20 protein-coding genes, 1 pseudogene and 1 riboswitch are annotated in these 26,095 nt (G+C 73.8%); of the genes and pseudogenes, 10 read left to right on the top strand and 11 right to left on the bottom strand.

Going from position 1 to position 26,095, the window contains the following annotated elements; genetic code table 11:
• Positions 1 to 46: 46 nt before the first annotated feature.
• Positions 47 to 2,008 carry a glycoside hydrolase family 3 C-terminal domain-containing protein gene (locus AC060K_RS01605; protein WP_483763692.1) on the top strand — a complete coding sequence of 654 codons (1,962 nt, stop codon included), beginning with the start codon at positions 47 to 49 and terminating at the stop codon, positions 2,006 to 2,008.
• On the opposite strand, the gene AC060K_RS01610 is transcribed toward AC060K_RS01605, so the two are convergent.
• Together AC060K_RS01610 and AC060K_RS01615 are read right to left on the bottom strand one after the other, a co-directional pair.
• On the bottom strand, positions 1,998 to 3,257 hold the full coding sequence (locus tag AC060K_RS01610; protein ID WP_483763693.1) for an O-succinylhomoserine sulfhydrylase: 1,260 nt from the start codon (positions 3,255 to 3,257) through the stop codon (positions 1,998 to 2,000). The two genes, AC060K_RS01605 and AC060K_RS01610, sit on opposite strands and share 11 nt — an antisense overlap.
• Entirely contained in the window at positions 3,254 to 3,706 is a 453-nt protein-coding gene (locus AC060K_RS01615; RefSeq protein WP_483763694.1) for a rhodanese-like domain-containing protein, read from the bottom strand. The genes AC060K_RS01610 and AC060K_RS01615 overlap by 4 nt, the downstream gene beginning before the upstream one ends.
• Before the next feature lie 274 nt (positions 3,707 to 3,980).
• Positions 3,981 to 4,096: riboswitch (SAM riboswitch) on the top strand.
• 33 nt (positions 4,097 to 4,129) lie between these two features.
• Here AC060K_RS01615 and AC060K_RS01620 point away from each other — a divergent pair.
• The 3 genes from AC060K_RS01620 to AC060K_RS01630 all read left to right on the top strand — a co-directional run bounded on the left by AC060K_RS01620 (position 4,130) and on the right by AC060K_RS01630 (position 8,216).
• Positions 4,130 to 5,590: an aminotransferase class V-fold PLP-dependent enzyme gene (locus AC060K_RS01620; protein ID WP_483763695.1), complete on the top strand. Its 1,461-nt coding sequence runs from the start codon at positions 4,130 to 4,132 to the stop codon at positions 5,588 to 5,590.
• A gap of 188 nt (positions 5,591 to 5,778) precedes the next feature.
• The gene (locus AC060K_RS01625; RefSeq protein ID WP_483763728.1) at positions 5,779 to 7,236 is read left to right on the top strand and encodes a mechanosensitive ion channel; all 1,458 of its coding nucleotides are present in this window, start codon (positions 5,779 to 5,781) and stop codon (positions 7,234 to 7,236) included.
• 89 nt (positions 7,237 to 7,325) lie between these two features.
• Positions 7,326 to 8,216 (top strand): LLM class flavin-dependent oxidoreductase, encoded by an 891-nt coding sequence (locus AC060K_RS01630; protein ID WP_483763696.1) that lies wholly within the window; start codon positions 7,326 to 7,328, stop codon positions 8,214 to 8,216.
• Between the two features lie 43 nt (positions 8,217 to 8,259).
• On the opposite strand, the gene AC060K_RS01635 is transcribed toward AC060K_RS01630, so the two are convergent.
• Together AC060K_RS01635 and AC060K_RS01640 are read right to left on the bottom strand one after the other, a co-directional pair.
• A complete protein-coding gene (locus tag AC060K_RS01635; RefSeq protein WP_483763729.1) occupies positions 8,260 to 10,896 on the bottom strand; it encodes a S8 family serine peptidase in 2,637 nt (878 codons plus the stop codon).
• A 76-nt stretch (positions 10,897 to 10,972) separates the two neighbouring features.
• Positions 10,973 to 11,335: pseudogene (locus AC060K_RS01640) on the bottom strand (S8 family serine peptidase); the annotation flags it as partial.
• Here AC060K_RS01640 and AC060K_RS01645 point away from each other — a divergent pair.
• From AC060K_RS01645 to AC060K_RS01655, 3 genes are all read left to right on the top strand, one after another.
• Complete coding sequence (locus AC060K_RS01645) at positions 11,280 to 11,606, top strand: hypothetical protein (RefSeq protein WP_483763697.1); 327 nt, start codon at positions 11,280 to 11,282, stop codon at positions 11,604 to 11,606. The pseudogene AC060K_RS01640 and the gene AC060K_RS01645 overlap by 56 nt on opposite strands.
• A 122-nt stretch (positions 11,607 to 11,728) precedes the next feature.
• Positions 11,729 to 12,007 (top strand): hypothetical protein, encoded by a 279-nt coding sequence (locus tag AC060K_RS01650; protein WP_483763698.1) that lies wholly within the window; start codon positions 11,729 to 11,731, stop codon positions 12,005 to 12,007.
• Positions 12,008 to 12,196: 189 nt separating this feature from the next.
• Complete coding sequence (locus AC060K_RS01655) at positions 12,197 to 13,183, top strand: helix-turn-helix domain-containing protein (protein ID WP_483763699.1); 987 nt, start codon at positions 12,197 to 12,199, stop codon at positions 13,181 to 13,183.
• A 123-nt stretch (positions 13,184 to 13,306) separates the two neighbouring features.
• Here AC060K_RS01655 and AC060K_RS01660 read toward each other — a convergent pair whose 3' ends face one another.
• Genes AC060K_RS01660 through AC060K_RS01670 form a run of 3 tightly spaced genes read right to left on the bottom strand, consistent with a single transcriptional unit; the run spans position 13,307 to position 17,027 of the window.
• Positions 13,307 to 14,305, bottom strand: coding sequence for a MaoC/PaaZ C-terminal domain-containing protein (locus tag AC060K_RS01660; protein WP_483763700.1), 999 nt, complete (start codon positions 14,303 to 14,305; stop codon positions 13,307 to 13,309).
• A gap of 11 nt (positions 14,306 to 14,316) precedes the next feature.
• The gene (locus AC060K_RS01665) at positions 14,317 to 15,663 is read right to left on the bottom strand and encodes a 3-oxoacyl-ACP reductase (protein ID WP_483763701.1); all 1,347 of its coding nucleotides are present in this window, start codon (positions 15,661 to 15,663) and stop codon (positions 14,317 to 14,319) included.
• Positions 15,664 to 15,704: 41 nt separating this feature from the next.
• Positions 15,705 to 17,027, bottom strand: coding sequence for an acetyl-CoA C-acetyltransferase (locus AC060K_RS01670; protein ID WP_483763702.1), 1,323 nt, complete (start codon positions 17,025 to 17,027; stop codon positions 15,705 to 15,707).
• Between the two features lie 135 nt (positions 17,028 to 17,162).
• Here AC060K_RS01670 and AC060K_RS01675 point away from each other — a divergent pair, with 135 nt between their 5' ends.
• On the top strand, positions 17,163 to 17,930 hold the full coding sequence (locus AC060K_RS01675; RefSeq protein ID WP_483763703.1) for a TetR/AcrR family transcriptional regulator: 768 nt from the start codon (positions 17,163 to 17,165) through the stop codon (positions 17,928 to 17,930).
• 45 nt (positions 17,931 to 17,975) lie between these two features.
• A complete protein-coding gene (locus AC060K_RS01680; protein ID WP_483763704.1) occupies positions 17,976 to 20,102 on the top strand; it encodes an acyl-CoA dehydrogenase family protein in 2,127 nt (708 codons plus the stop codon).
• A gap of 91 nt (positions 20,103 to 20,193) precedes the next feature.
• On the opposite strand, the gene AC060K_RS01685 is transcribed toward AC060K_RS01680, so the two are convergent.
• Both AC060K_RS01685 and AC060K_RS01690 read right to left on the bottom strand, forming a co-directional pair.
• Positions 20,194 to 20,502: a hypothetical protein gene (locus tag AC060K_RS01685; protein WP_483763705.1), complete on the bottom strand. Its 309-nt coding sequence runs from the start codon at positions 20,500 to 20,502 to the stop codon at positions 20,194 to 20,196.
• Positions 20,503 to 20,719: 217 nt separating this feature from the next.
• Positions 20,720 to 21,517: a DUF2599 domain-containing protein gene (locus AC060K_RS01690; RefSeq protein WP_483763706.1), complete on the bottom strand. Its 798-nt coding sequence runs from the start codon at positions 21,515 to 21,517 to the stop codon at positions 20,720 to 20,722.
• Between the two features lie 64 nt (positions 21,518 to 21,581).
• Between AC060K_RS01690 and AC060K_RS01695 the strand changes: the two genes are divergently transcribed.
• A complete protein-coding gene (locus tag AC060K_RS01695; protein ID WP_483763707.1) occupies positions 21,582 to 22,421 on the top strand; it encodes a hypothetical protein in 840 nt (279 codons plus the stop codon).
• Here the strand turns inward: AC060K_RS01695 and AC060K_RS01700 are convergent.
• Together AC060K_RS01700 and AC060K_RS01705 are read right to left on the bottom strand one after the other, a co-directional pair.
• Positions 22,334 to 23,275 (bottom strand): hypothetical protein, encoded by a 942-nt coding sequence (locus AC060K_RS01700; RefSeq protein ID WP_483763708.1) that lies wholly within the window; start codon positions 23,273 to 23,275, stop codon positions 22,334 to 22,336. The two genes, AC060K_RS01695 and AC060K_RS01700, sit on opposite strands and share 88 nt — an antisense overlap.
• Before the next feature lie 192 nt (positions 23,276 to 23,467).
• A complete protein-coding gene (locus AC060K_RS01705) occupies positions 23,468 to 26,092 on the bottom strand; it encodes a hypothetical protein (RefSeq protein ID WP_483763709.1) in 2,625 nt (874 codons plus the stop codon).
• Positions 26,093 to 26,095 lie beyond the last annotated feature (3 nt).

Consider the following 26,095-nt stretch of genomic DNA (forward strand, 5'->3'; position numbering starts at 1 on the left):
TGATCGATGCGGCAGGATCCCACCAGCGGTGAGGGGAAATCCGCAGATGTCCGACACATTTGGTGATCGACGGCGCCGTCAGCCGTCACCCGGACCAGGGAAGAGCAGGCGCGCCCGGTGGGTCGCGCTGGCTGCGGCCTGCAGCGTCGCGCCCCTGCTCGCCGCGACGGCGTCGCCCGCCTCGGCCTCCGTCGGGGCGGCCGAGCCGTCGTCGGCCCAGGCCCCTCGGCCCGCCGCGCACGGCACGGAGGTGGTGGTCGGTGCGGTCAACCCGGTGGTGCTCACCGACGACGGGTCGCCGGCCCACGTGACGCTCCGCCTCCACGTGTCCGACGGCGCGGGTCTTGCCCGTCCCGTCACGGTCACCTGGGCCACGGGGCACGGCACAGCTGCCCCCGACGCGGACTACGAGATCGCGCGCGGGACGGTGACGTTCCCGGCCGGTTCCCCGTCGGGCGCCGAGCAGACGGTGGTGGTGAGCACGCGCGCCACGCCGGAGCAGGAGACCGCCGAGACCGTGCCCCTCACCCTCTCGGCCGTGGGAGCCCGGATCGGGACCACCCCGATCGTGGTCATCGGCGCCCACGGGCTGCCCTACCTCGACCCCGCCCTGCCGGCCGACCGGCGGGTCGCCGACCTGCTCTCCCGGATGACCCTCGAGGAGAAGGTGGGCCAGCTCGTCCGCGTCGAGCGGAGCAACGCGACGAGCCGGCCGGAGGCGATCACCGAGCTGGAGATCGGCGTGGTCGTCGCGAGCCCCGGCTCCGCGCCTGCCCGCAACACCGTCGAGGCCTGGGCCGACATGGCCGACGGGCTCCAGGCGAGGGCCCTGGCCACCCGGCTGCAGGTGCCGCTCCTGGTCGGCATCGACGGCGTCCACGGTCACGACAGCCTGCCGGGCGCCACGCTGGTGCCGCACCGGCTCGGCCTCGCCGCCACCGACGACCCTGCTCTCGTGGGCGGCCTGGCACAGCTGGTCCGTGAGGAGGCTCGCGCCACCGGGGTCACCTGGGTCCAGGCCCCGCCCGCCGAGCCGCTCGCGGACGTCCGTTCCGGCGACGCGTACACACGGTTCGGTGCCGACCCGGCGCGTGCGGCCCGGCTCGCCGCAGCGGGGAGCGACCCCGTGACCGCCGGGCTCGGCGACGCGCTGGCGCTCGCGGGCGAGGACCCGGAGCGGCACGCCGGCGGGCGGACCGCGCTGCTCGCGGCGGTCCGGTCGGGCGAGGTGCCGCAGGCCCGTCTCGACGAGGCGGTGGCGAGGGTGCTCACCGCGAAGCTGGGCCTCGGCCTGTTCGAGGCGCCGTTCGTGGACCGCTCGCGCCTCGCCGAGGTCGGGTCGGCCGACCACCGTGCCCAGGCCCGGCAGGCGGTCGCGGCGTCCCAGGTGCTCCTCCAGGACCGGGACGGCGCGCTCCCCCTCGACGCCGGCAGCCGGGTGTACGTCGCAGGACGCTCCGCAGACGACCTGGGCAACCAGGCGGGCGGGTGGACCGTCACCTGGCAGGGCTCGTCCGGGGAGCCCACACAGGGCTCCACGATCCTGGACGGCATCCGTGAGCTGGACCCGGACGCGACGTTCAGCGCTGACGGCTCCGTGCCGCCCGCCGGTCACGACGTCGGGGTCGTGGTGGTGGGCGAGACGCCCTACGCGGGGGCGTACGGCGACGTGGGCGGACCCTCGTGGGCCTGGGACCAGTCCGACGCGGGCGTGTTCCGCGAGGCCAAGTCGCTGGCGCTCCAGCCGGGCGACGCCGACGTCGTGCAGCGGGTCTGTGGCGCCGTGCCCACCTGCGTCGTCGTCGTGGTCTCAGGCCGGCCGCAGGCCGTCGACCTCCAGGTGGCCGACGCCGTGGTGGCGGCCTGGCTCCCCGGTACGGAGGGTGGCGGCGTGGCGGACACGTTGTTCGGCGCGGCCCCGTTCACGGGGACCTTGCCGGTCGCGTGGCCGCTCGCCGCCGACCCTGCCGCCGGTGAGCTCCCGGTGGGCTGGGGCCTCAGGCCCTGAGCGCCTGCTCCAGGTCTTCCACCAGGTCCGCCGGGTCCTCCAGGCCCACAGAGAGCCGCACCGTCGTCTCCGCGATGCCCACGGCAGCCCGTCCCGGCGCGCCGAGCTTGCGGTGCGTCGTGGTCGCCGGGTGAGTGACCAGCGACTTCGCGTCACCGAGGTTGTTCGAGATGTCGATGATCTGCAGGGCGTCCAGGAACGCGAAGGTGCGCTTCTTGGCCGCCTCGGCGTCGGCGCCGTCGGGCACCGCGAGGTCGAACGTCACGACGGTCCCGCCGCCGGTCATCTGCGCCCGGGCGAGCTCGGCCTGCGGGTGGGAGTCCAGGAACGGGTACCGCACGGCACCGACCCCGGGCAGCGCCTCGAGGGCTGTGGCCACCTGGAGCGCACTCGCGGTCTGCGCGGCCACCCGCACGGGGAGCGTCTCCAGGCCCTTGAGCAGGGTCCATGCATTGAACGGTGACAGCGACGGTCCCGTGTTGCGGATGAAGGTCTGGACGGGCCCGTTGATGTACTCGTCCGTCCCGAGGATCGCACCGCCGAGCACCCGGCCCTGCCCGTCGATGTGCTTGGTCGCGGAGTAGACCACCACGTCGGCGCCGAGTTCCAGCGGGTGCTGGAGCAGCGGGGTGGCGAAGACGTTGTCGAGCACCACGGTGGCGCCCGCAGCCTTCGACAGGGCGACGACGGCGCGCACGTCCACGATGTCCTGCATGGGGTTGGACGGCGTCTCGAAGAAGACCACGTCGGCGGGCGTGGACAGGGCCTCCTCCCACTGGGACAGCACGTGGCCGTCCACGTAGTCGGTGCGCACGCCCCACTTGGCGAAGATCTCGTCGAAGATGACCACCGACGACCCGAACAGCGCTCGCGCCGCGACGATCCGCGAGCCGCTCTGCACGAGCGCGGCGAGCGAGGTGAAGACCGCCGACATCCCGGTCGCGGTCGCGTAGCAGGCCTCGGCGCCCTCCAGCAGGCGGAGACGCTCCTCGAAGGTGTGCACCGTCGGGTTGCCGTAGCGCGAGTAGACGAACCGGTCGAGGTCGCCCGAGAACGCCGCCTCGGCGTCGGACGCCCGGTCGTAGGTGTAGCCCTGGGTGAGGAACAGCGCCTCACCCGTCTCCTGGTACTCGGTGCGTGCGTGCCCGCCGCGGACAGCGAGCGTCGCCGGCCGGACGCCGCGGGGCAGCGGCTTGCGGCCCGAGCCGCCGGGGACCTCGCCGGGCGCCGCGGCGCCGGTGACGCTCACTGCTGGGCCTCGGCGTCGAGCGTGGGCAGCCAGGGCAGGCCGGCGACCTTCCATCCCTCGCGGTCGCGGACGCCGCCCGGTCCGGGCGCGCCCTCGAAGCCCTCGAGCACGTTGTACGACGGGCCGATGCCGGTCGCCGTCGCCAGCCGAGCGGCGCCGATCGAGCGCTGGCCGGAACGGCACAGGAAGACCACCGGGCCGTCGGTGACGCCCGCGTCGCGGAGCTCGGCGAGGAAGGCAGGGTTGGGGCGGCCGTCGGCGGTCACCCACTGGGCGAACACAGTGCGCTTGCCGAGGGAGGACGCGTCGGGCACACCGATCGCGCGCCACTCGGCCTCGGTGCGGACGTCCACGAGCGTGGCGCCCGGGTCGCCGGCGAGCAGGTCCCAGGCCTGCTGCGGGGTGATGTCGCCGGCGTAGCCGTCGGCCGGTCGGGCCTGGATGCTCATCGGTACTCCTCCATCGGTCGTGGCGGTAGCACCCTGCACCGGGCACGCCGGTCCGGAGCGTTCCGTCCCGACCTGCCCGCGGGTTGCTGCGGCGTCGACGTGCCACGTCACTCGGCCGCTCGGGATGGTCGCCAGCGATCGTACGACACGAGGTCCAGCCCCTGGGACGGCGTCTCATTCTTCGGCTGTGCCCCGGAGCGCGCGTCGCCCGGATGCTGAGACGGCTGTCCAGAATCGTTGACAGGGTCTCCGGCCGGAGGTCAGGATGACGCCAGGTCATGAGCGCCAGCGCGAAGCCCCGGCTCGCTGGCCGGCAACCCTCCTACCGCGGTGGGGTGCCCCGGGTGACGACCTGGTCGCACGCCACGAGGCGCGCGGCAAGCGCGGGGAGCACGCCTCCCCCGGATTCACCGAGGAGGAGTCATGCCCACTCTGACCCAGTACCGCGACACCACCCACAGCGCCGTGACGGAGGCAGCCGTGCCCGACCGTGCCCAGCTCACCGGACCCCTCCTGCCGGTGGTCGGCAGCGACACCCTCGTCCCCCTCGTCGACGGCTCCCAGGTGACCTACGCCAACCTGGACGTCGCCGCGTCCGCCCCCGCCCTCCGTGCGGTGGCCGACCGGGTCGCCGAGGTGCTCCCGCTGTACGCGAGCGTGCACCGCGGGGCCGGCTACCTGTCACAGGTGTCCACAGCGCTCTACGAGGCGGCCCGCCGCACCATCGGGGCGTTCGTCGGCGCCCGGGAGGGCGACCTCACGGTCATCACGCGCAACACCACCGACTCGCTCAACCTGCTCGCCGGGTGCGTCCCGGCGGCCGCGGACGGGACCCCCGGCCGCGTGCTCGTCCTCGACGTCGAGCACCACGCCAACCTCCTGCCCTGGCAGCGCGACACCGAGGCGACCGTCCTCACTGGCGCGTCCACCGTGGCCGCGACAGTGGCCGAGCTCCGTGAGGAGCTGGAGGACGCCGCCGCCGTCGGGCGCCCGTACGCGTTGCTCGCCGTGACGGGCGCGTCCAACGTGACCGGCGAGGCGCTGCCCCTCGCCGAGATCGTCGCCGCCGCCCACGCGAACGGCGCCAGGATCGCGATCGACGGCGCCCAGCTGGTCCCGCACCGCCGCTTCTCGCTCGCCGAGTCGGGGGTGGACTACGTCGCGTTCTCCGGCCACAAGACCTACGCGCCGTTCGGTGCCGGCGCCCTCGTCGGCCGCGGCGACTGGCTCGACACCGGAACCCCCTACCTGGCGGGCGGCGGTGCCGTGCGCCGCGTCCGCACCACCGAGACCCTCTGGCAGGACGGGCCGGCCCGCCACGAGGCCGGCTCGCCGAACGTGATCGGCACCGTGGCGCTCGCGGCAGCCTGCGAGGCGCTGGCCGCCCTCGACCCCGAGGAGGTGCGTCAGCACGAGGGGGCGCTGCGCCGCCGCCTGGTCGAAGGGCTCGAGGCTCTCGACCGCGTGTCGGTCGTGCGCGTGTGGGCCGACGCCGTCGACCCGGTGGGCGTCGTGACGTTCACGGTCGCGGGGTACGACCCGGGGCTCGTCGCCGCGTACCTGTCGGCCGAGCACGGCATCGGCGTCCGGGACGGCCGCTTCTGCGCCCACCCGCTGCTGGGCAGGCTCGGGTTCGACGCCGGGGCCGTGCGCGCCTCGGTCGGCGTCGGCACGTCGCCCGAGGAGGTCACGCGCCTCGTCGAAGCCGTGGCCGCGCTGGTCACCGAGGGCCCGCGCGCGGTGTACGACGTCGTCGACGGACTCTGGGTGGTCGTGGACGACCCGCGTCCCGTCCCCGAGGGCAGCGGGCTCGCCGGGCTGCTGGCCACGGCGGCCGCCGGCTTCCTCGCCGACGCCGCGGCCTGCCTGCCCGACCCGGTCTGACGGCCGTCGATATGACGGATTCTTAAGCACCATCATTGTTTGGCACCGCACGCAATTGGGCCGGGCCGTGCCGATAACACTTCTGCTTTGACCAGGAGTGACGGCGCACCGGGCGCCAGTTGATGCGCCCAGGCAACACATTCCCTCCGTGCGGAGGGTGAGATCGGCGCCTATGTTTATTGCTGCCGGTGAATTCCCCGGGGTGTCGCCACGGCGCTCGGGACCGGCGGAAGCATTCCGATCATCGGTACCCGTCACCGACGGAAGCCGTGCGAGGAAGGACGCCGAAGATGGACTTCGCAAATGACGTCGACTGGACCGGGATCCTCGGGAAAGTCCTCATCGCCCTGCTGATTCTTGTCGTCACGTGGATTGTTGCCCGCCTGGTCAAGTGGGCGATCTCGAAACTGGTCTCACGTGTCGGCTTCTTGCGTCGGGAGGGCGCTGACGGCCGGCAGGTAGGGGCGTCGATCGGTCAGATCGCCGCACTGCTGGTGTGGCTGTTCGGCCTGATTGCCGTGCTGCAGCTGTTCGAGCTGGACCAGGTGCTCACACCGATCCGCGGCATGCTCGAATCGATCATGGAATACCTGCCGAACATCATCGGCGCGGCGGTCGTCTTCTTCATCGGCTACCTGATCGCCAAGATCGTCAAGCAGATCCTTCAGGCTGCGCTCGGCGCCATCAACTTCGCCGGACTGGTCGAGAAGGCCAAGTCCGGTGCGGAGCGGACCACGGGGACCGCGGAGCAGACCTATCGCTCCGAGCCGGCGTACCCGGCGGCCGGCACCGCCGAGGCGGGCGCGTACGACACCGCCTCCTACGAGACCGGCGGGTACAGCTCGGCCGGCCAGCCCGCCGCGAGCGACCCCCGCGAGACCAACGCCCGCATCGCGTCGGTCATCGCCAACGTCGTGTTCGCGGTCATCCTCATCGTCGTGGCGATCGCGGCGCTGCAGATCCTGGGCATCGCGGCCATCGCCGACCCGGCCCAGCAGATGCTCACCATGATCCTCGCGGCCATCCCGGCGATCATCGCGGCGCTGATCATCCTTGCGATCGGCTACTTCATCGCCCGTTTCGTGGGCGATCTGCTGGAGAGCACCCTGCGCGGGGTCGGTGCCGACCGGGCTGCGGCGAACCTGGGGTTCAGCACCGGCCAGGCCAGCCCGTCGAAGATCGTCGCGTGGATCGTCAAGATCGCGATCATCGTGTTCTTCGCCATCATGGCCGCGAACATGCTCGGTTTCGAGGAGATCACCAACATCCTCAACGAGATCCTCGAGCTCGGCGGGCGGGTGCTGTTCGGTGCGCTGATCATCGCGGCCGGCTTCTTCCTGGCCAGCATGGTGGCGAGCGCTGTCGGGTCGAACCTGGGCAGCAAGATCGCCCGGTACGCGATCATCGGTCTGTTCGCCGCCATGGGCCTGCAGTTCATGGGGGTGGCCGACCAGATCATCACGCTGGCGTTCGGCGCCATCGTGGTGGGTGCGGCCCTGGCGGCCGCGCTGGCCTACGGTCTCGGCGGGCGGGAGGCCGCGGCTCGTTCGCTCGAGAAGGCCGAGCGCAAGATCGAGTCCGAGCCGTCGACGCCCACGCCTCCGGCCACGCCGCCGCCTGCGGCGCCGGGCGGCCCGACCATCTGACCGCTCTCGCGAGGCACCTGTACAGGGCCGCTCTCCGTCACGGAGAGCGGCCCTGTCGCGTCTGCCGGGCGACCGGTAGCGTCTTTCGCATGACCACTCTGGGGTGCATCGTCCTGCCGTCCGAGCCGCCGTCCCGCTTCCTGCCGATCGCCCGAGCGGCCGACGAGGCCGGCCTCGAAGAGATCTGGCTGTGGGAGGACTGCTTCCGTGAGACAGGCGCGGGCGCCGCCGGCGCGATCCTGGGCGCCACCTCGCGGGTTCGGGTCGGGGTGGGCGTGCTCCCCGTACCGCTGCGCAACGTGGCGCTCACCGCGATGGAGATCGCCACGCTCGAGGGCATGTTCCCGGGGCGGTTCCTGCCGGGGATCGGACACGGCGTGCTGGACTGGATGGGCCAGGTGGGTGCGCGGGCGGCCTCGCCGCTGACGCTGCTCCGCGAGTACGCCACGGCGCTCCGTGCTCTCCTGGCAGGCGAGCGGCTGACGGTCTCGGGCCGGTACGTGAACCTCACGGACGTGGCGCTCGACTGGCCGCCCGCCACCGTCCCGCCCGTGCTGTCGGCGGGGCAGGGCCCCAAGACGCTGCGCCTCGTGGGCGAGGTGGCCGACGGCGTGGTCATCACCGGCGACACCGGCCTGGCCGGTCTGCGGGCCGCCAAGGAGCTCGTCGCGGAGGGCCGCGCCGCCGCCGGCCGGACGGGCGACCCCTTCCGCACGGTCGTCTTCGTGCCGGGCGCGACCGGGCCGGACGCCACGGAGCGGCTACGGCGCGCGGCCGCGGAATGGCCGATCGACGTCGACACCGACGAGAAGCTCGCCGAATACACGGTGTGGGGCGACGCGGAGCAGCTGGCCGCAGGGGTGCGTCGCTTCGCTGAGGCGGGCGCTGACACGGTGGTGATCCAGCCGACGCCGGACACGCCGGACCTCGAGGGCTTCGTGCGGGTCCTGGGCGAGGAGGTGCGGCCGCTGCTCGGGTGACCCCTCTTCGCCGTGAGAGCCACAGCGAAGAGGGGTCACCGCGTCACCGCACGCCGAACGCCCGCACGACCTCCTGGAAGGTGCGGTTGCCCGCGTCGTCCGCCACCGTGACCCGCAGCGAGACGAAGCCCGCGCCCGCCGGCAGGGTGATCGAGCCCGTCCAGGCGCCGTCGGCTCCGGTGAGGGCAGCCGGGACCCAGGTGGCGCCGTCGTCGTACGAGACCTCCAGGGAGGCCGACGTGACGGTGCCCGCCCGGAGCGCGCCCTCGGTGAAGAACGGCGCGACCGACACCGTGGCGGGCAGCCCGCCCGGCACCGTGCCGTCGAGCGCGGTACGGACGTCGAGGCCGGGCGAGAGCAGCGGCAGCAGGCCGTGGTCCGCCGTGTCCGCCACGAACTGGAACTCCGTGTGGGTCGTCGTGGAGAAGTCGAACAGGCCGGTCGTGGTCTCCTGCGCGAACGTGAAGGTCCGCTCGCCCGTCCCGTCAGGGACGTCGACGTTCACGGCCTGGTCGCCTGCCGACCGCAGGTGCGTCGCGCCCTCGTAGAGGCTGGACGTCACCCGACCCCACTCGCGGTGACCCGTCAGGCCGCCGGGACCACCGAACGCCGCGACGTTGATGCTGAACCAGGTCCCGCTCTGCTCCGGCTCGCTGTACCCCTCGCCGAGGGCCGGAGCCGTCACCGGCGCGAACCAGCGGCGCTCGGTCACGGAGCCGGGCTCCGGGGCCGCGAAGTCGGCAGCACGCTGGTGCCACTCCTCGTCCTGGTGGTCGATCTGGTCGTGCCAGCCGATGGCCGCGTCCGTCGACACGTAGTGCGTGATCTCCGACTGCGTCCGCAGCGGGTAGCTGTAGCCGACGCACTGGGGCGTCATGAACGAGCGGCAGTCGGCGCTGAACCCGAACGCGATCCGCGAGCGCGAGTCGGTGAGGGAGTCGTGGACCGTCGCGAAGTCCTCGGCCGCGGTGACCACCGTGAGCTCGTCCGCCCCGGGCACGTCGTCCCAGTGCTTGGAGACCTCGTAGGTGTAGGTCGGGAACTCCTTCGCCTGCCCCTTGAGGCGGACCTCCTTCTTCGCCGGGGCGAGCAGCTGTGCCGCTTCGTCGGTGGTGACTGAGGCGACCGGCAGGTCCGTACCGCCCGCGAACTGGAAGATCTTCTCGTCCGCGACGACGAGGAGCAGAGCTGCCCCGGCGGCATGGGCCGCCTGCGCCTGGGCAGCGAAACCGCTGCCGTCAGCGGCGGGCCGGGCCTGGACCACCACAGCCTTGCCTTCGGTGCCCGCCGCAGCGAGCTCCTCGGCCGTGCCCTCGCCACCGTTCACGACCCGGAGGTCGACGTGGCCGTCGAGGCGGGCGGAGCCGTTCTGGTACACAGGCTCGATGGGGCTGCCCTTGGCGGGCCGGAACACGTCGACGTCGAGCACGGGCTCGTGCGCGCTCCAGCGCGTGCCGAAGATGAACTTCGGGTTGTCGACGGTGGACTCGGCGACGTAGACGGCCTCGGTGGTGTACGGGAGCGTGTACATCGAGGAGAAGCCGCTGAAGAACGTGTTGCCGAAGGTGAAGAAGAGGCGCTGGTACTGCGTCTCGCTCGCGGTGGGCGTCGTCAGCGTCAGCTCGTTCGCCTCCCGCGCGTCGAGCTCGAGGTGCACGTCACCGGACTCGGCGTCGAGCGTCACCTCCGGGTCACCGACCAGGGCGACCGCGTAACCGCCGTCGGGCCCGACCAGGTCGAGGTAGGCCATCGCGGAGTAGGTGCCCGGGGCGAGCCGCTGCGTGAGCTTGCCGGTCTCCGGGTCGATGAGGGCGGTGAAGGCGCCCGCGCCGCCGTGGCGGTGGAAGAGCACCTCGCCGCCGACGGGCTGGCCGGCACGGTCCGTCGCGGTGAACGACAGGTCGTACATCTCGGCCTCGCGGACGAACGCGGCAGCGGTGCGGACCGTCGCGCCCTCCAGGGCGCCGCCCACGACCGTCGCGGTGATCGAGCCGGCGTACTCGCCGGTCGCCGGGGCTTGCGCCGGGTCCAGGGTGGCCGTCACGTCGGCGGAACCGCCGGCGGGCACGACCACCTCGGTGGCGGAGAGCTGGACGAGCGTCGGGGACGGCCGGAAGGCACCCGGCACGGAGATGGACGAGCCGAGCTGCAGCGTGACGTCCTGCTCGGTGGCGTTCGTGTACGTCACGACGCGCTCGATCGGGCCCGTGTCCGTGGACGGGTAGGCGAGGAACCCGAAGAACCCGGAGCCCGTGGCGTCGATCCCGTCGATCGCGGCAGGGACGTCCAGCTTGCCGGTGCCGACCTCGTAGGCGGTCGCACTGACCGGCGACGCCGAGGAGACGAGGGCCGCACGGACCTGCTCCCCGGTCCAGTCGGGGTGCGCCTGCTTGACGACGGCGGCGGCGCCCGCGACGTGCGGGGTCGCCATGGAGGTGCCGTCCATGTTCGTGTAGTCGCCCTCGCCGGGCGAGAGCGACGAGCGGGCGGCGGTGATGCCCGTCCCGGGGGCGGACAGGTCCGGCTTGATGGCGCCGTCGCCCGTGCGGGGGCCGTACGACGAGAAGTACGCGCGGTAGCCGTACTCGTCGGTCGCGCCGATGGTCAGGGCCTCGTCGGCCGCGCCGGGGGAGCCCACGGAGCCCGGGCTGCCGTTGTTGCCGGCGGCGACGACGAACAGGGCCCCGGTCTGCGGACAGCGCGTTCAGCGCCTGCGAGATCGGGTCCGAGCCGTCGGTGACCGACGCGTCACCGAGGCTCATGGAGACGATGTCCGCCTCGGCGGCGGCCCACTCCATGCCCTCGATGATCCAGGAGCTCTGGCCGGAGCCCGAGTTGGAGAGCACCTTGCCGACCAGGAGCGTCGCGCCCGGCGCGACACCCTGGTGCATGCCGCCCGACGCGGCGCCCGAGCCGCCCACCGTCGAGGCCACGTGGGTGCCGTGACCGTTGTGGTCGCTCGCGTCCTCGCCCGGCACGAACGACACGGCCTCGGCCACGCGGCCGACCAGGTCGGGGTGCGCGGCGTCGTAGCCGGTGTCGAGCACGGCGACCGTCGCGCCGGTGCCGTCGAAGCCCGCTGCCCACGCCTCGGGAGCGCCCACCTCGGGCACGCTCACGTCGAGGGTCGCCTCCGCGCGGCCGTCGAGCCACAGCCTGGCGACGCCGCCGCCCAGGCGACCCTCCGCCGTCGTGCCCGTGGCGCGGGTGCCCGCGGCCGTCGTGGTGACCGCGGTCCAGAAGCCCGCCGCGTCGTCGACCGTGAGCGCCTCGCTGCCGATGCTGGAGAGCGTCGCCGTGACGTCGGCGCCCGGGACGGGCGTCGCCGCGGCGCGCGTGCGGGCGCGCTGGGCGATGACCGGGATGCCCTCCACGGTCTCGTCGTCGTAGCCGTACTCGAGCAGCTTGGTGACGTTGAAGAGCTCACGGTCGAGGGCACCGCTCGCGACGAACGCGCGCGCCGTGTCCGGGACCACGTAGACCTGGTCACCCTCCGTCTGGATCTTGGTGCCGTGCGCGGTGGGCGCGACGTCGAGCGCGAGGCGCCCGTCGACGACCTTGACGCCGACCTCGTCGCCCGTCACGAGCGTGACGGTGGTCGACCCGTCGGCCAGCGCGGGCGTGTCGGGCGCCTGCGGCGCCTCCTGGGAGGTGCCCGACGTCGCGACCGCCGCCTCTCGCTCCTCGCCGTCGGCGGGGGATCCGGCGGCGGAGGTCGCGCCGAGCGCGACGGCCAGGGTCGCGGCGATGGCCGACGTCGTGACGGCGAGCAGCGTGGCCCGGCGACGTGAGGTGTGGTGTCTCATGGAGGGCCTTCCAGGTCCCGACGGGTGGGCGCACGTCTCGACGCTGAGGGTGGCCAGGTTCACCGGAACGATGGCAGCGGATCGCGACATGGCACAAGACGTCCTCCGTGACGTAAACACGCCGTGGCGTATCCTCGCCAAGGCGGTCGAGATCCCGAGTCCACGGAGGGTGCCATGCTCAGCGACGTGCTCGGCCTCACGACGACCCAGACCCTCGCCTACCGTGAGCTCGTGGGCGCGCCCTCCCTCGACGCCGAGGAGCTCTCGGGCCGCCTCGGCTGCAACCCGACCGACGCGTACGGCGTGCTGCGCGCGCTCGAGGAGCACGGGCTGGTGGCCCGGCAAAGCAGCGACGGCACCCGGTTCCAGGCGGCGCCGCCCGAGATTGCCCTCGGGGCACTCCTCGCGCGTCGCACCGACGAGATCCGGCTGGCCCAGGTCGAGCTGTCCCGGCTCGAGGAGGAGTACCGGCGCGCGTCCGCGCTGCGTCCCGTCACCGACGTGGTCGACGTGGTGCGCGGCGCCGAGGCCGTGCGGCAGCGGATCACGCAGCTCCAGCTCGGGGCGCGGGAGCAGGTGGACGCGTTCATCCGGCCGCCGATCTTCGTCATGGAGGCCGAGGAGAACGCCGCCGAGGACCAGGCGGTCGCCCGGGGGGTCCGGTACCGGGTCGTGGCCGACCGGTCGCTCCTCGACACGGGGAAGCTCACCGTCGCGGCCGCCACGACGGCCGTGCTCGCGGGCGAGGAGCTCCGGATCGCCGAGTCCGTCCCGCTCAAGCTGGTCATCATCGACCGCCGCCTCGCGTACCTGCCGCTGTCCACCGCGGTGGACCCGGCGGCGGCGCCCGAGATGGTCGGCGCGCTCCTGATCCACCAGGGGGCGCTGCTCGACGCGCTGATCGCCCTCTTCGACGCCGCCTGGCGGGACGCCACGCCGTTCGTGGTGCCCGGCGCCGGCCCGGCGGACCTCGACCTCGACGACCAGGACCTGCGCATCCTCGGCCTGCTGCTGGCAGGGCTGACGGATCAGTCCGTCGCGAACCAGCTCGAGCTGTCCCTGCGCACCGTCCAGCGCCGCGTCAAGGTGCTCATGGACCTCGCGGGGGTGTCGACCCGGATCCAGCTGGGGTGGGCGGCGGCCCGCAAGGGCTGGCTGTAGCCCCACCCGCCCGTTCCGCTGTGGGTATGGCTGTGGCGGGAATTCTCACCGGAGTTCACGCAACAGCCATACCCACAACGGTGGGTGGGCGGCTATGGGCGGAGCGGGTGGACGGGGCCCGGGTCAGGCCAGCGGGGTGACCGTGCCTGTGAAGTGGCGGGTGCCCTTGCCCGAGCGCCAGCCGTCGTAGACGTAGCCCTCGTCCGCCCCGTCGCGGCGGATCGCCACGTCGACGGTGCCGGGCAGCAGCACCGGCTTGAAGAACTCCACCGTCCACTCGTACGTCTCGCCGCGGCGGGCGGGCCCCACCTCGGCCAGCGCGCGCGCCGACGTGTACATGCCGTGCGCGATGGCGCGCGGGAACCCGAACGCCTTCGCCCCCAGCGCCGACAGGTGGATGGGGTTCCGGTCGCCCGACACCGCCCCGTAGACCCGGCCCGTGCCGGCACCGAGGGACCAGCGGCCCGTGGGGAGCGGGGCAGACCACTCGTCGCGGGCCTCGCCACGCCCGCCGCCCGTGCTCGTCGCAGCGACCGCCTCGGCGCCCGCGCCCGCCTCGGCGCCACCGACCACCTCGGCCGGTGCCCGGAAGCCCTTGGCGAGGTAGGTGGAGACCCCGCGCCAGGCGACCTCCGGCCCCTCCGGGCCGTCGACCGACACCTCGGCGACCAGGTCCACCTGCACGCCCCGCCGGTGCGGGCGCACGTCCTGCGCCCAGGCGCGCACCTCGACCGAGTCGCCGAGCCGCACCGGCCGTGCGACCCGGACGTGGTTGCGCAGGTGCACCATGCCGAGCAGCGGCAGCGGGAAGTCGCCCCGCACCATGACGGCGGTGGCGAGCGGGAACGCCAGCACGTGCAGGAAACCGGCTGGCAGCACGTCCGACGCCGGCTCGCCGACCACGCGGCAGTAGGCGTCCAGGTGTGCGGCGGTGGCAGCGTCGCCGGTGGGGACGCCGGTCACCCGGTACACCACCGGCGGCAGCGTGACCGCGCCCTTGCCGGGACGCTTGGTCAGCGACCCGGCGGCACCCTTCGCGTAGAGCGACCCCAGGCCGGGCAGGCCTGGCAGGTCGGCCACGGTGTACGACGCCGGAGCGCCTGGGCTGGTCTGCTGCGTCACGTCTCCCGTCCTCACTTGCCCATGATGGCCTGGCCGCACACGCGCAGCACCTGGCCGTTCACGCCCTGGGCCGGCGGGGACACGAGGAACGCGATGGCCTCGGCGACGTCGACCGGCTGGCCGCCCTGCTGGAGCGACGGCGTGCGGCGGCCCATCTCGCGGGTCAGGGCGGGGATGGACTTGGTCATGTCCGTCTCGATGAAGCCGGGGGCGATCGCGTTGGCGGTGCCGCCCAGCTCTGCGACGAGCGGAGCGGTGGCGGCCGTGTGGCCGATCACGCCGGACTTCGAGTAGGCGTAGTTGGTCTGGCCCTTGTTCCCGGCGATGCCGCTCGTCGAGGCGAGCGACACGATGCGCAGCCCCGGGGTGCGGGCGGCGAGCAGCTGCTCGTTGATCGCGAGCTGGGACGCCAGGTTGACCGCGATCACGGCGTCCCACTGGGCCGGCTTCATGTTGGCCAGCAGCTTGTCGCGCAGGATGCCGGCGTTGTGCACCACGATGTCGAGCCCGCCATGCTTCGCCGCGGCCTCGAGCAGCTTGGTGCCGGCGTCGGCGGCGGTCACGTCGAGCTGCAGGGCGGTGCCCTTGATCTCGTTCGCCACCGCAGCGAGGGACTCCCCGGCCGCGGGCACGTCCACGACGATGACCTTGGCCCCGTCGCGGGCGAGCGTGCGGGCGATCGCCGCACCGATACCGCGGGCTGCGCCCGTGACCACGGCCGTGCGGCCCGCCAGCGGGTGCTCCCAGTCGACGTCGCCGAGCGGGCCGGACGGGCCCACCGGCAGCACCTGGCCGTCGACGTACGCCGACTTGGCGGACAGGAAGAAGCGCAGCGCGGCCAGCACCGACGCCGACTCGACGGCGGCGTCACCCGTCAGCTGGACCCCGTTGGCGGTGGCGCCCCCGCGCAGCTCCTTGCCGACCGAGCGCGTGAAGCCCTCGAACCCGGCGCGCGTGGCCGCGACCGCGGGGGAGTCGCCGGCCTCCGGCGCGCGCGACAGGACGACGACGCGCCCGTTGCCCGCGAGGGAGCGGAGCGTGCTGCCGAGGGCGAGCACCGCCTCGGAGACGGCAGCGGGAGCCTGGGCGGCGGTGCCCACGAGCACGACGGCGCCCCAGCGGACGCCGCCCGCGTTCTCGGCCGAGCGGCGCACGTCCAGGTCCCAGCTGAGCAGCGCCTTGGCGAGGGAGTCGGCGTCGGCGGCCGAGGCGTCGTCGGACACCACGAGGACCGGGCCCACCGTGAGCGGCGCGCCCGGCTGGTAGCGGCGCAGGATCGCGGGGCGCGGCAGCCCCAGCTTCTTGGCGAGGGTCTTGGCGAGGCCGCTGTTCACGGCCTCGGTGTACTTGTCAGCCACGATGAGGTCGGGCTCCTTCCGGGTTCTGGTGCGCGGGGACGTCAGGCGGACTCGATGAGCGCGGTGGCCCCGAGGCCACCGGCAGCGCAGACCGAGAGGAGAGCCCGGGCGGGGCGGCCCGTCTCCGCGGCCTTGGCGGCGACGAGCTTGGCGGCCGTGGCGATGATGCGACCACCCGTGGCGGCGAACGGGTGGCCCGCCGCGAGCGACGACCCGTTGACGTTGAGGCGCGACCGGTCGACGGTGCCGAAGGCCTCGTCGAGGCCGAGCTCGGTGCGGCAGTACTCCTTGTCCTCCCACGCGGCGAGCGTGGTGAGGACCGTCGAGGCGAACGCCTCGTGGATCTCGAAGAAGTCGATGTCCTCGAGCGTGAGGCCGTTGCGGGCGAGCAGGCGCGGCACGGCGTGCACGGGGGCCATCAGAAGGCCCTCGTGGCCGTGGACGAAGTCGACGGCGGCCGTCTCGGCGTCGACGAACCGCGCGAGGACCGGCAGGTCGCGCTCGGCGGCCCACTCGCGCGAGGCGAAGAGCACGGCTGACGCGCCGTCGGTCAGCGGGGTCGAGTTGCCGGCCGTCATGGTCGCGGGCTCGGGCAGGCGGGTGCCGAACACCGGCTTCAGCGTCGCGAGCTTCTCGAGCGAGGTGTCGGCGCGCAGGTTGTCGTCACGCGTGAGGCCCTTGAACGGGGTCACGAGGTCGTCGAAGAAGCCTGCGTCCCAGGCGGCGGCGAGGTTGCGGTGGCTGTTGAACGCCACCTCGTCCTGCGCCTCGCGGCTGATGCCCCACTTCGCCGTGGTGATGGCCTGGTGCTCGCCCATCGACAGGCCCGTGCGCGGCTCGCTCGTGCTCGGGCTGGCGGGCGCGAGGTCCTTGGGGCGCAGCGTGGTGAACGCCTTGACCCGGGCGCCCGTGGTCTTGGCGTGGTTCGCGGCCAGCAGCGCGAGGCGCAGCTTCTCGCCGACGGCGATCGGCGCGTCGGACACCGTGTCCGTGCCGCCCGCCACCGCGGACTCGATCTGGCCGAGGCGGATCTTGTTGGTCACCGCGATGGCGGCCTCGAGGCCCGTGGCGCAGGCCTGCTGCAGGTCGTACGCCGGCGTCTGCGCCGACAGGGACGAGCCGAGCACGCACTCGCGGATCAGGTTGAAGTCGCGGCTGTGCTTGAGGACCGCACCGCCGACGACCTCACCGAGGCGCTCGCCCTGGAGGCCGAAACGGGCGACGAGGCCCTCGAGGGCGGCGGTGAACATGTCCTGGTTGCTCGCGCGGACGTACTTCTTGCCCGCGCGGGAGAACGGGATCCGGTTGCCGCCGACGATCACGGCGTCGCGCGGGATGTCACGGGGGGCAGGTGTGGTGGCCACGTCGCTGTTTCCTTCTCACTCCGTCGGACAGGTTCCGGCACAGGCCGGAGCGGGCCGCTTGTGCCCAGGACTCACAGTACCTGATACTCTCGGTCTCGTGAGACGGATCACAAGGCATGACGAGGAGGTCGTCCGATGAGCGTCAGCGTGGACGGCCGCTCGACCCGATGGGACGACCATCGCACGGCTCGGCGCGCCGAGCTGGTCCGAGCGGCGCGCAAAGCGGTGCACAAGCTGGGCCCCGCCGTGTCCATGGACGAGATCGCGGCTGCCGCGGGCACGTCCAAGTCGATCGTGTACCGGTACTTCGACGACAAGGCGGGCCTCCGGCTGGCGGTCGCCGAGGCGGTGGTGCGCCAGATGCACGACGCGCTGCGTGACGCTGCCCGTGCCGCCAGGACGCCCGAGGGGGCGCTGCGCGGGATGGTGCGGGTCTACCTCGAGATGATCGAGAGCTCGCCCAACGTCTACTGGTTCGTCACCCGTACGGCCATCGGCGGCAACGAGCCGTCGTCGCCCGTCGAGGCGAGCGCCGGCCGCATGGCCCGCCGCGTCGCCGAGCAGGCCCTGGAGGCCGCGGGCGTGCCCGTCGGCCCGTCCGACACCCCGCTGGGCGCCTACCTGGACTCTGTCATCGAGCTCGTCGCCGAGCCGTTCGCCCGCGCCACCGACGTGTCCCGCGCGGACGCAGCGGCCTGGGCCGCCGGCGCCGTGGGATTCGTCCGTGGTGCCGGCGAGTGGTGGCTGGGGCACGACCTCGGCCTGGGCGGCCTCAGCCGCGAGGAGCTCACCGAGCGCGTGGCGCTCTGGCTGTGGACCGGGCCGGTGGGCGTGCTGCACCACGACCCCGCCGCCGCCGGCCCGGCGGACACGAAGACCACCACCCTGGACCCGACTGCCTGAGCCCGGCCCGACCGGCCGGTCCCTCTCGAGAACCGAGGAGCACCGATGACCACCACCTCCGACCCCGTGGAGACCGCGGCGGCCACCACCGCCCCGGCGAGCGACCGCGTGAAGGCGACCGCGACGTCGTCGGGCAGCGGGCCTCGCGTGGACGTGCAGGCCCTGGAGCACCACCTGCTCGGCCGCTGGAAGGAGGAGCGCGCCCAGGCGCGCCGCCTCGTCGCCGAGCACCCCGAGCTGTGGAAGCGCGAGGGGATCGTCAAGGAGGAGCACCGCGAGCTCACCCTCCAGCACATGAAGCAGCTCGTGCCGTACGGGCACGTGCACCTCGCCTTCCCGAAGCGCCTGGGCGGTGGCGACAACGCGGGCGCCAACCTGGTGGGCTTCGAGGAGATGGTGGCGGCCGACCCGTCGCTGCAGATCAAGGCCGGCGTGCAGTGGGGGCTGTTCGCCTCGGCGATCTTCCACCTGGGCACGCCGGAGCAGCAGGACCGCCTGCTGCCGGGAGCGATGGACCTGTCGGTGCCGGGCGCGTTCGCGATGACGGAGACCGGCCACGGCTCGGACGTCGCGTCGATCGGCACCACGGCGACGTACGACCCCGAGACCGAGGAGTTCGTCATCCACACCCCGTTCCGCGGGGCGTGGAAGGACTACCTGGGGAACGCCGCGGTGCACGCCACGGCGGCCACGGTGTTCGCCCAGCTCATCACCAACGGGGTCAACCACGGCGTGCACTGCTTCTACGTGCCGATCCGCGAGACCAACCCGGACGGTACGGCCGGAGCCTTCCTGCCGGGGATCGGCGGCGAGGACGACGGTCAGAAGGGTGGCCTCAACGGCATCGACAACGGCCGCCTGCACTTCGACCACGTCCGTGTCCCCCGCACGGACCTGCTCGCGCGCTACGGCCAGGTCGCGGCGGACGGCTCGTACACGTCGTCGATCGACAGCCCCGGCCGCCGCTTCTTCACGATGCTGGGCGCCCTCGTCCAGGGCCGGGTGTCGCTCGACGGCGCGGCCGTGGCCGCCTCGAAGATCGGCCTCGCCATCGCCGTGAAGTACGCGGCCGAGCGGCGCCAGTTCGCGCCGTCCGCGGGCGTGGAGGAGCTGACGCTCCTCGACTACGCGACGCACCGCCGTCGCCTGTTCCCGCGCATCGCCGAGACGTACGCGTCGCACTTCGCGCACGACGGCCTGCTGGACCTCTTCCACACGGTCTTCTCCGGCGAGGAGGACACGCCCGCCACGCGCGAGGACCTCGAGACCACGGCGGCGGCGCTCAAGTCGGCCAGCACGTGGTTCGCGCTCGACACCCTGCAGGAGTGCCGCGAGGCCTGCGGCGGCGCCGGGTTCCTCACGGAGAACCGCTTCACGAGCCTGCGCTCCGACCTCGACGTCTACGTCACGTTCGAGGGCGACAACCACGTGCTGCTGCAGCTCGTGGCCAAGCGCCTCGTGGGCGAGTTCGGCAAGGAGATGGCCAAGGCCACGCGCAGCCCGGGCGGCATGGCGCGGTTCGTGGTGGACCAGGCGGTGGACGCGGCGTTGCACCGCACCCCGCTGGCGCGGGCCGCCCAGGTGCTCGCCGACGCGGGTGACGTTCGCCGTGCCGCGAACAACCTGCGCGACGAGGAGACGCAGCGCAAGCTGCTCGCCGACCGGGTCGCCACCATGGTCGAGGAGGTCGCGATGGGCCTGCGCCCGGCGCTGAAGGCCGAGCCCGCCGTGGCGCAGGAGATCTTCGACAACCACCAGGTGCAGCTCATCGAGGCGGCCAAGGCGTACGCCGACCTGCTGCGCTGGGAGGCGTTCACCGAGGCGCTGCCGAAGGTTCCCGACGCGGGGACGCGCGAGGTGCTGACCTGGCTGCGCGACATCTTCGGCCTCACCCTCGTGGAGCGGAACCTCGCCTGGTACCTGCTGCACGGTCGCCTGTCGGCCACGCGTGCCCAGACGGTCACGAGCAGCATCGACCGCCTTCTGAAGAAGATCCGCCCGCACGCGGTGGACCTGGTCGACGCCTGGGGCTACGGGCCGGAGCACCTGCGCGCGCCCATCGCGTCTGGCGCGGAGAAGGCCCGGCAGGACGAGGCCCGCGACTACTACCGCGAGCTGCGCGCGAGCGGCAAGGAGCCGGTGAGCGAGAAGGCGATCCGCGCCAAGCGCTGACACGCCAGGCGCTGACACGCCAAGCGCTGACAGTCCGGCAGCCCAAGGCCGGCCACCCCTGGTACGGGGTGGCCGGCCTTGGGCCTGAGCGTCAGGCGGCGGTGGGGACCGCCGCCTTCGGGGCCGGCAGGCTCGTGGGTGCCCGCACGTGGTGCGGTGCGGCCTCAGCCTGATCTTCCGGCTCTGTCGCGGGAACCTCGCGTGCGAGCGGGCCGCTCAGCGTGACGGTCTCCGCCGACTCCTCCGGGTCCGGGACGACGAGCGCCACGGCAGCGGCGCCACCCAGCGCCAGGAGGACCGCCAGGACGGCGAAGAGCGGTGGACCGAGCGCGAGGGCGACGCCGACGAGCGCACCGCCGCAGACCGCGACGATCGCTCCGAGCGCAAGAACACGGGTCATCGGGAGCCTCCCTGCCGAGGTGATCGCCGTGCCGTCTGTGAAGCGTTCTGCTGCGGTGGCTCGGGGCAGCCCGCAGCGTTGCTCGAGCGTCCCGGAGGACGGTCGAAGACGTCTGGGGTCCAGCGAGGACGGCCCCTGCCGACCGTCCATCTCCAGGAAACCCCACAGCGGCCGGATCCGCACGCCGAGAGGGCATGGAGTGCGGGTGAGTCCCGCCTCAGGGGTTGCAGCGCGCGGCGAGCACGCTCATCAGCCCCACGTCGGGCCGCCACGGCTCGAGGTTCCAGGTGGCCTTGTCGGGCGCGCCGACGGCATGACAGGTGAGCTGGTCCCGCATGGTCGTGCTCTGCGCCTCGGGCTCGGCGGCCCCGAGCTCCGCCGCCAGGAGGGCCACCCCGGCCTGGCCGGCCGTCCGTGCCCACGCCGTCGGCTCGACAGCCAGCGACCGCCCGCCCTCGCGGTCGCCCCACGTGGCCCCGGCCAAGGCGCTGCCGGCGCCGGAGAGCACCACGCTGCCCGACGTCGTCCCACCCTCCTCGGCGTACCCCGTCACCTCCGCGCGCCCGGGCTCGGGCAGGGTCGTCCGGGTGACGACGGCGGACTCGGGCGGCGCCACGCCCGCGAGGGCCGTGCCGGCCTCGTCGAGCACGGTGAGGCCGCCGTCGGCGTGTGCGACCAGGGACCCGGGCCCGTCGAGGGTGACCGTCACGGGGAGGTCCGCGGTGACCGTCACGGGCTCGGCACCGGGGCCGGAGGTGACTGCGACCGCCGTGGAACCGATCGTCAGGGAGGTGTCGCCCACGAGCACCTGGTGCTCGACGAGGGCGGTCGCGCCGGGCGGTGCGGAGGCCGGTGCGGAGGACGGGCCGCCGGACGCGGTGGACGAGCTCGCGCCGGGCTCGGTCCCTGCTCCCGCGGGCTCCGGTGTGCCCGTGCAGGCCGCGAGGAGGAGGCAGGACGCGGACCAGGAGAGCAGGACGGGGAGCACGCGGGCCACCGGGCGGGCAGATCTCACCCGACCATTGTGGGTCCGCGTGTCTGGGGTGGCGCACGTGGGTGACGATCGCTACAGTTCGAACATGCGTTCGAACAAGGCAGTGGTGACTCAGGCCCCGGTGGCCGGCCGCGCGGTGTCCCGTCGTGCGGTCCCCCGCACGGGCCATCCTGTTCCCGCGCTCGCCCATGCGGGTGCGGTGTCGGGGGTCGCGGCCGGTTTCGCGTCCCTCACCGAGGCGGTCGAGGCGGTGACGGCGGTCGACGCCCTCCTGGCCTCGCTGGCTGCGTCACGGGCGGTGCTCGTCGAGTCCGTCCGGGTCTGGGCGGAGGGGCGTCCGGAGCTCTCGGCGTCGGCCGAGGAGGCGGGGGCGGCTCCGGAGGCCGCCCTCGGCGTCGAGGCGGCCCTCGGTGTCGAGGCGGACGCGGCCGACGACGAGGCGGCGGGCGCCGTCCTGCCGCCCGTCCTCGTGGAGGCGCTCGCTGCCGCCCTGCGGATCTCCGAGGGCTCCGTCCTCGCGCTGGCGGAGGAGTCCCGGGCGCTCGTCCACGACCACCCCCGGACCCTCGCGGCGCTCCGGGGCGGCCGCATCACGTACGGCCACGCGCAGACCATCCTCGGCTACACGGACGGGCTGCACCGCACCGCGCGGACGGCGCTCGAGACGCGGCTGCTCAAGCGGTCGCAGGCGTGCACGGTCGCCGAGCTGAGCATGGTCGCGCGGACCGAGCGCGAGCGGCGGCTGCCGTCCGTGCAGGACGCCGAGCGCCCCGTGCGGCGTCCGGCGCGGCCGCACCGGGTCGCGCCCCGCTCACGGGACGCGGGCCAGTGGCCGGCTCAGCGGCGGCGCCAGAGGTCGTCCCAGGCGGGGAGCGCGCCGGTCTCGGCGGCCACGGGCTCGGACGGTGTCACCGGCGCGTCGTAGTAGCCCGCCGGTGCCGGCACGGTCGCGTACGTGCCCGTCGGCACGGCGGCGCTCGGAGGGGCGGGCTGCGCGTAGGTCGTCGCTGAGGCCGCCCAGCCGTCGTGCTGCGCGTACGGGTCCGCCGGATACGTGGCGTACGGATCGGTCGCGTAGGCGGACGGTGCGTAGGCGGTGTCGCCAGCGGGCGGGACCGAGGCGTGCCGGCCGGTCGGCACGGCCGGGTACGCGCCGACGGCATAGGCGCTGTCCATCACGACGGCCTCCGACGGCGCGCCGTATGCGTCCGCAGGGGGTGCGTAGCGCTCGTAGTGGCGGGCCGGGTCGAGAGGGTGAGTGCCGCCGTCGGCGTACCCGGTGCTGTCCTGCCAGGCGTTGGCCCAGGCGTCCGTGAGGTGGTCCACGGCGGTGGCGCCGACGGCGGCGGGGACCGTGTGCTGGGATCCTGCCCGGAGCTGCTCGTGGAGCTGCCCGGCCCAGTTGAGGGCGAGGGCGAAGCGAGCGGGCACCACGGTGTCGATGGACATGTCGCCCCCGGCCGCGGGGTGGGGGGTGAAGGTGAACACCTCGTCGGCGGCGAGACGGTGCCCGCGGTGCTGGGCCTCCTGGACCAGGTCGGCGAGCAGGAACGTGGCCTGGCCTTCCGGGGTCTCGAGCTCGGAGTACATGTCGACGGCGGTGGACCACCTGAGCTCGAGCGTGCCCTCGACAGCGTCCAGGAACCACCAGCCCTCGAGAGACTCCAGGAACACGTCGCCGAAGCACGTGGTGAAGCGTGGAGTCTTGCCGCTGATCCCCAGCCACCGCCATGAAGCAAGCCCGAACTCGAAGGACTCTCGCGAGAAAGTTCGGAGCATTTGCATGTGCGAATCAAACCACCTTGTGGTATGGATGCGAAACCCCCTGGTCAGAGGCGGTTTCATCTCGCACCAACCCCCGCGTGAAGGCGCGAAGAGTCGCATCGTTTCGGCGTTTTGGGGCGATGTGTCCGAGGTAACACGTGGTGTGCGCCACGGCCCCGGCCGCGGCGCCCCGGTCCGAGGCGCGCGTCAGTTCGCCAGCGCCAGACGGACCCGCACCTCGACCGCCCCCGACGCGTCCCGCGCCGTCACGTCGACCCCCTCGCCGGACCGCAGGTCGTCGAGGGGGACGAGCCCGTCGACCACCACCGTGCGGCTGTCCCCGTGGGGCTCGGACCGTGCAGGGCACCTCTGGTGCACGCGGCCCGGGTCGTACGCCCCGCCGCCGTCGCGCACCACGACCTCCGCCTGGACCCGGACCTGGTCCGCAAGGTCGGCCTCGCGCTGGTCGAGGAGCACGGCCACCGCCGTGCCGCCGCAGTGGCCGTCGCGGTAGTCGTCCGGCGTGAGCTCCACACCGCCGACCCGGAGCGAGACGGGCTCGAGCCACACGGTGGGCCCACCGGGCACCTCGGCGCCGTCTCCCTGGCGCACCGAGAGCGAGCCCCGGACCACCGCCGCGAAACCTGGGGTGCGCAGGCTGGTGGCCCAGCGCCGCGGGGGCACGTGGTCGGGCCCGTAGACGGCCGAGCGGCCCGCGTCGTCGGTCAGGGTCACGGCGACCTCGTAAGCGGTGCCGCCGCACACGCCCCCGAAGGACAGCCGCGCCAAGCCCTCGGTGCGCCCCTCCAGGAGCGTCACCTCATCCTCGCGGGCGCAGTCGCCCCGCAGCTCGGCGCGGTAGGCCGCGGGCCGGTCGGTGCGCAGGTCCACCACGATCGCCCCCGCCGCCGGGTCGAAGGCGGGCACGAGGTCGGTGTCGAGCTGCGGCAGCTCGGCCGCGACGGGTGCACCCACGTGCTGCACCAGCGGTCCCACCTGCCAGTCCGCCTGGCCGTTGGTCCGGCCCTGTACCCACTCCACGCGCACCAGCGCAGACCCGGCCGCCCGCGGCGTCGGCTCGTCGCACCCGCCGAACGAGCTGCCGCACAGCGCGCCGTCGTTGAGCGGGCGTTCGAGGCTCAGGGTGTACCACTCGACGTCGGGCAGCGGGCAGACGGCGGAGCAGGCGCGCCCTGCGACGGGAAGGACCGCCTGCGCCGTGTACGAGCCGCCGTTGCCGTCCACCCGCGCCCAGATCACCGGGTCGAGCCCCCAGGCAGGGCCGGACGTGCCGTCCAGGTCCCACTGGTCGCAGAGGGTCCCGCCGGTGGGCGCCTCGATCTCGAAGGTCCGCCCGAACCGGCGCGGGTCCCGCGTGAGCTGCGCGCACTCGCCGGCACCGCGGGTCGCGACGCCCAGCCGCAGGCGCTCGATCCCGTGGTCCGGGTGCACGGTCGCGCGGTACCAGGAGATGACGGGGACCAGCCGGTCCGGCGTGGACAGGACCACGCTCTCCCGGGAGGCGGCCGGGCCCTCGAAGGAGGCGCGCGTGTCGTCGAGCGCCGTGAGACAGACCAGCACCTGAGCGCCCTCGGGCGCGAGGAACGACGACGACGTGCGCTGCCGGAAGCCGGTGTCGTAGCCGCCACGCTGGAGGTCCTCGCGGGGCACCTCGGTGACGGTGGGGCCTGTGAGCCGGGGGAGCGGCTGCCGCGTGGCGCGGGGCCCGGTCGCGGCGCAGTCCAGGTCGTCCTCCGGGGCCACCTCGAACGCGACCAGCTCCGCCTGTTCCTCGGGGCGGTGGGCGAGCGACGCGAAGATCACGTTCTGCGCCAGCGTCAGCACCCGCGACGGCGGCCGCCCGTCCTGCGCGTCGGACCGCACCACATCGTCGAGGACCAGCTCCTCGCCCGAGTCGGCCGTCAGCACGGAGTGCACCTCGTAGGCCACGCCGGGCTCCAGCCCGTCGAGCGTTGTGCAGTGGGTGAGGATCTCGGCGGGGCCGGTGGGCGGCGGCGGGTTCGCCTCGAACCGCTCCCGGTCCTCGTCGGACGTCCAGGCGAGGATGCGGCGCGCGTCCTCCGGCCGGCCCTCGGGCCAGTACTGGACCTCGAGCTCCACGGGCAGGTTGGTCCCGACGGCGAACCGCACCCCGTCGTCGCCCGTCTCCACCGCGGGGCACGCGACGCCCCACGACGGGGCCTCGCCCACGGACGGGCGGGTGACGGTGTACCCGAACAGCGGCGGCAGGTCCGTCGACGCGAGCACCGTGGAGCGCACGCCCTCGGGGCAGCCTGTCGCCTCCGCGCCGGTCGCGCACGGGTCGCCGCCCGCGTCGAGCACCGACACGCCCGGCAGGCCAGCCGGGTCGGACGCCTCCGCCAGCCCCGCCAGGGACGCCACCACCTCGGGGGCCAGCGCCAGGAGGAACTCCCCGTCGGGGCCCGTCGCGGCGGACGGGCCCGCCGACGCCTCGGGGGAGGCGCTCGCGGCCGGTTCCGGGGCGGCGAGGTCGCCGCTCGGGGGCAGCGCGACCTCGACCGTCCCGGTCACCTCGCTCGCGAGCGGTTCCGCGGTGTCGTCGCCTTCCGCCGTGCCGTCGGCGGGCGGGGCGGGGGCGTCGGGCCCGGTCGCGGAGGGAGCCAGCACCGGCACGGTCACGGTCTCGCTGCCCGACGACGCCGCGCCCGCCCAGGGCTCCGACGTCGCCTCGGGCGCGGAGTCGCCCCCGGCAAGGGCCCCCGCCACGAAGGTGCTGGTCACTGCCAGGGCGGCGACGCCGGCCACTCCGGCGACGCGCTGCAGCACCCGGCGCGAGAGGAGCTTCTTCATGGC

It is taken from the genome of Antribacter sp. NEAU-D49 (assembly GCF_057158775.1).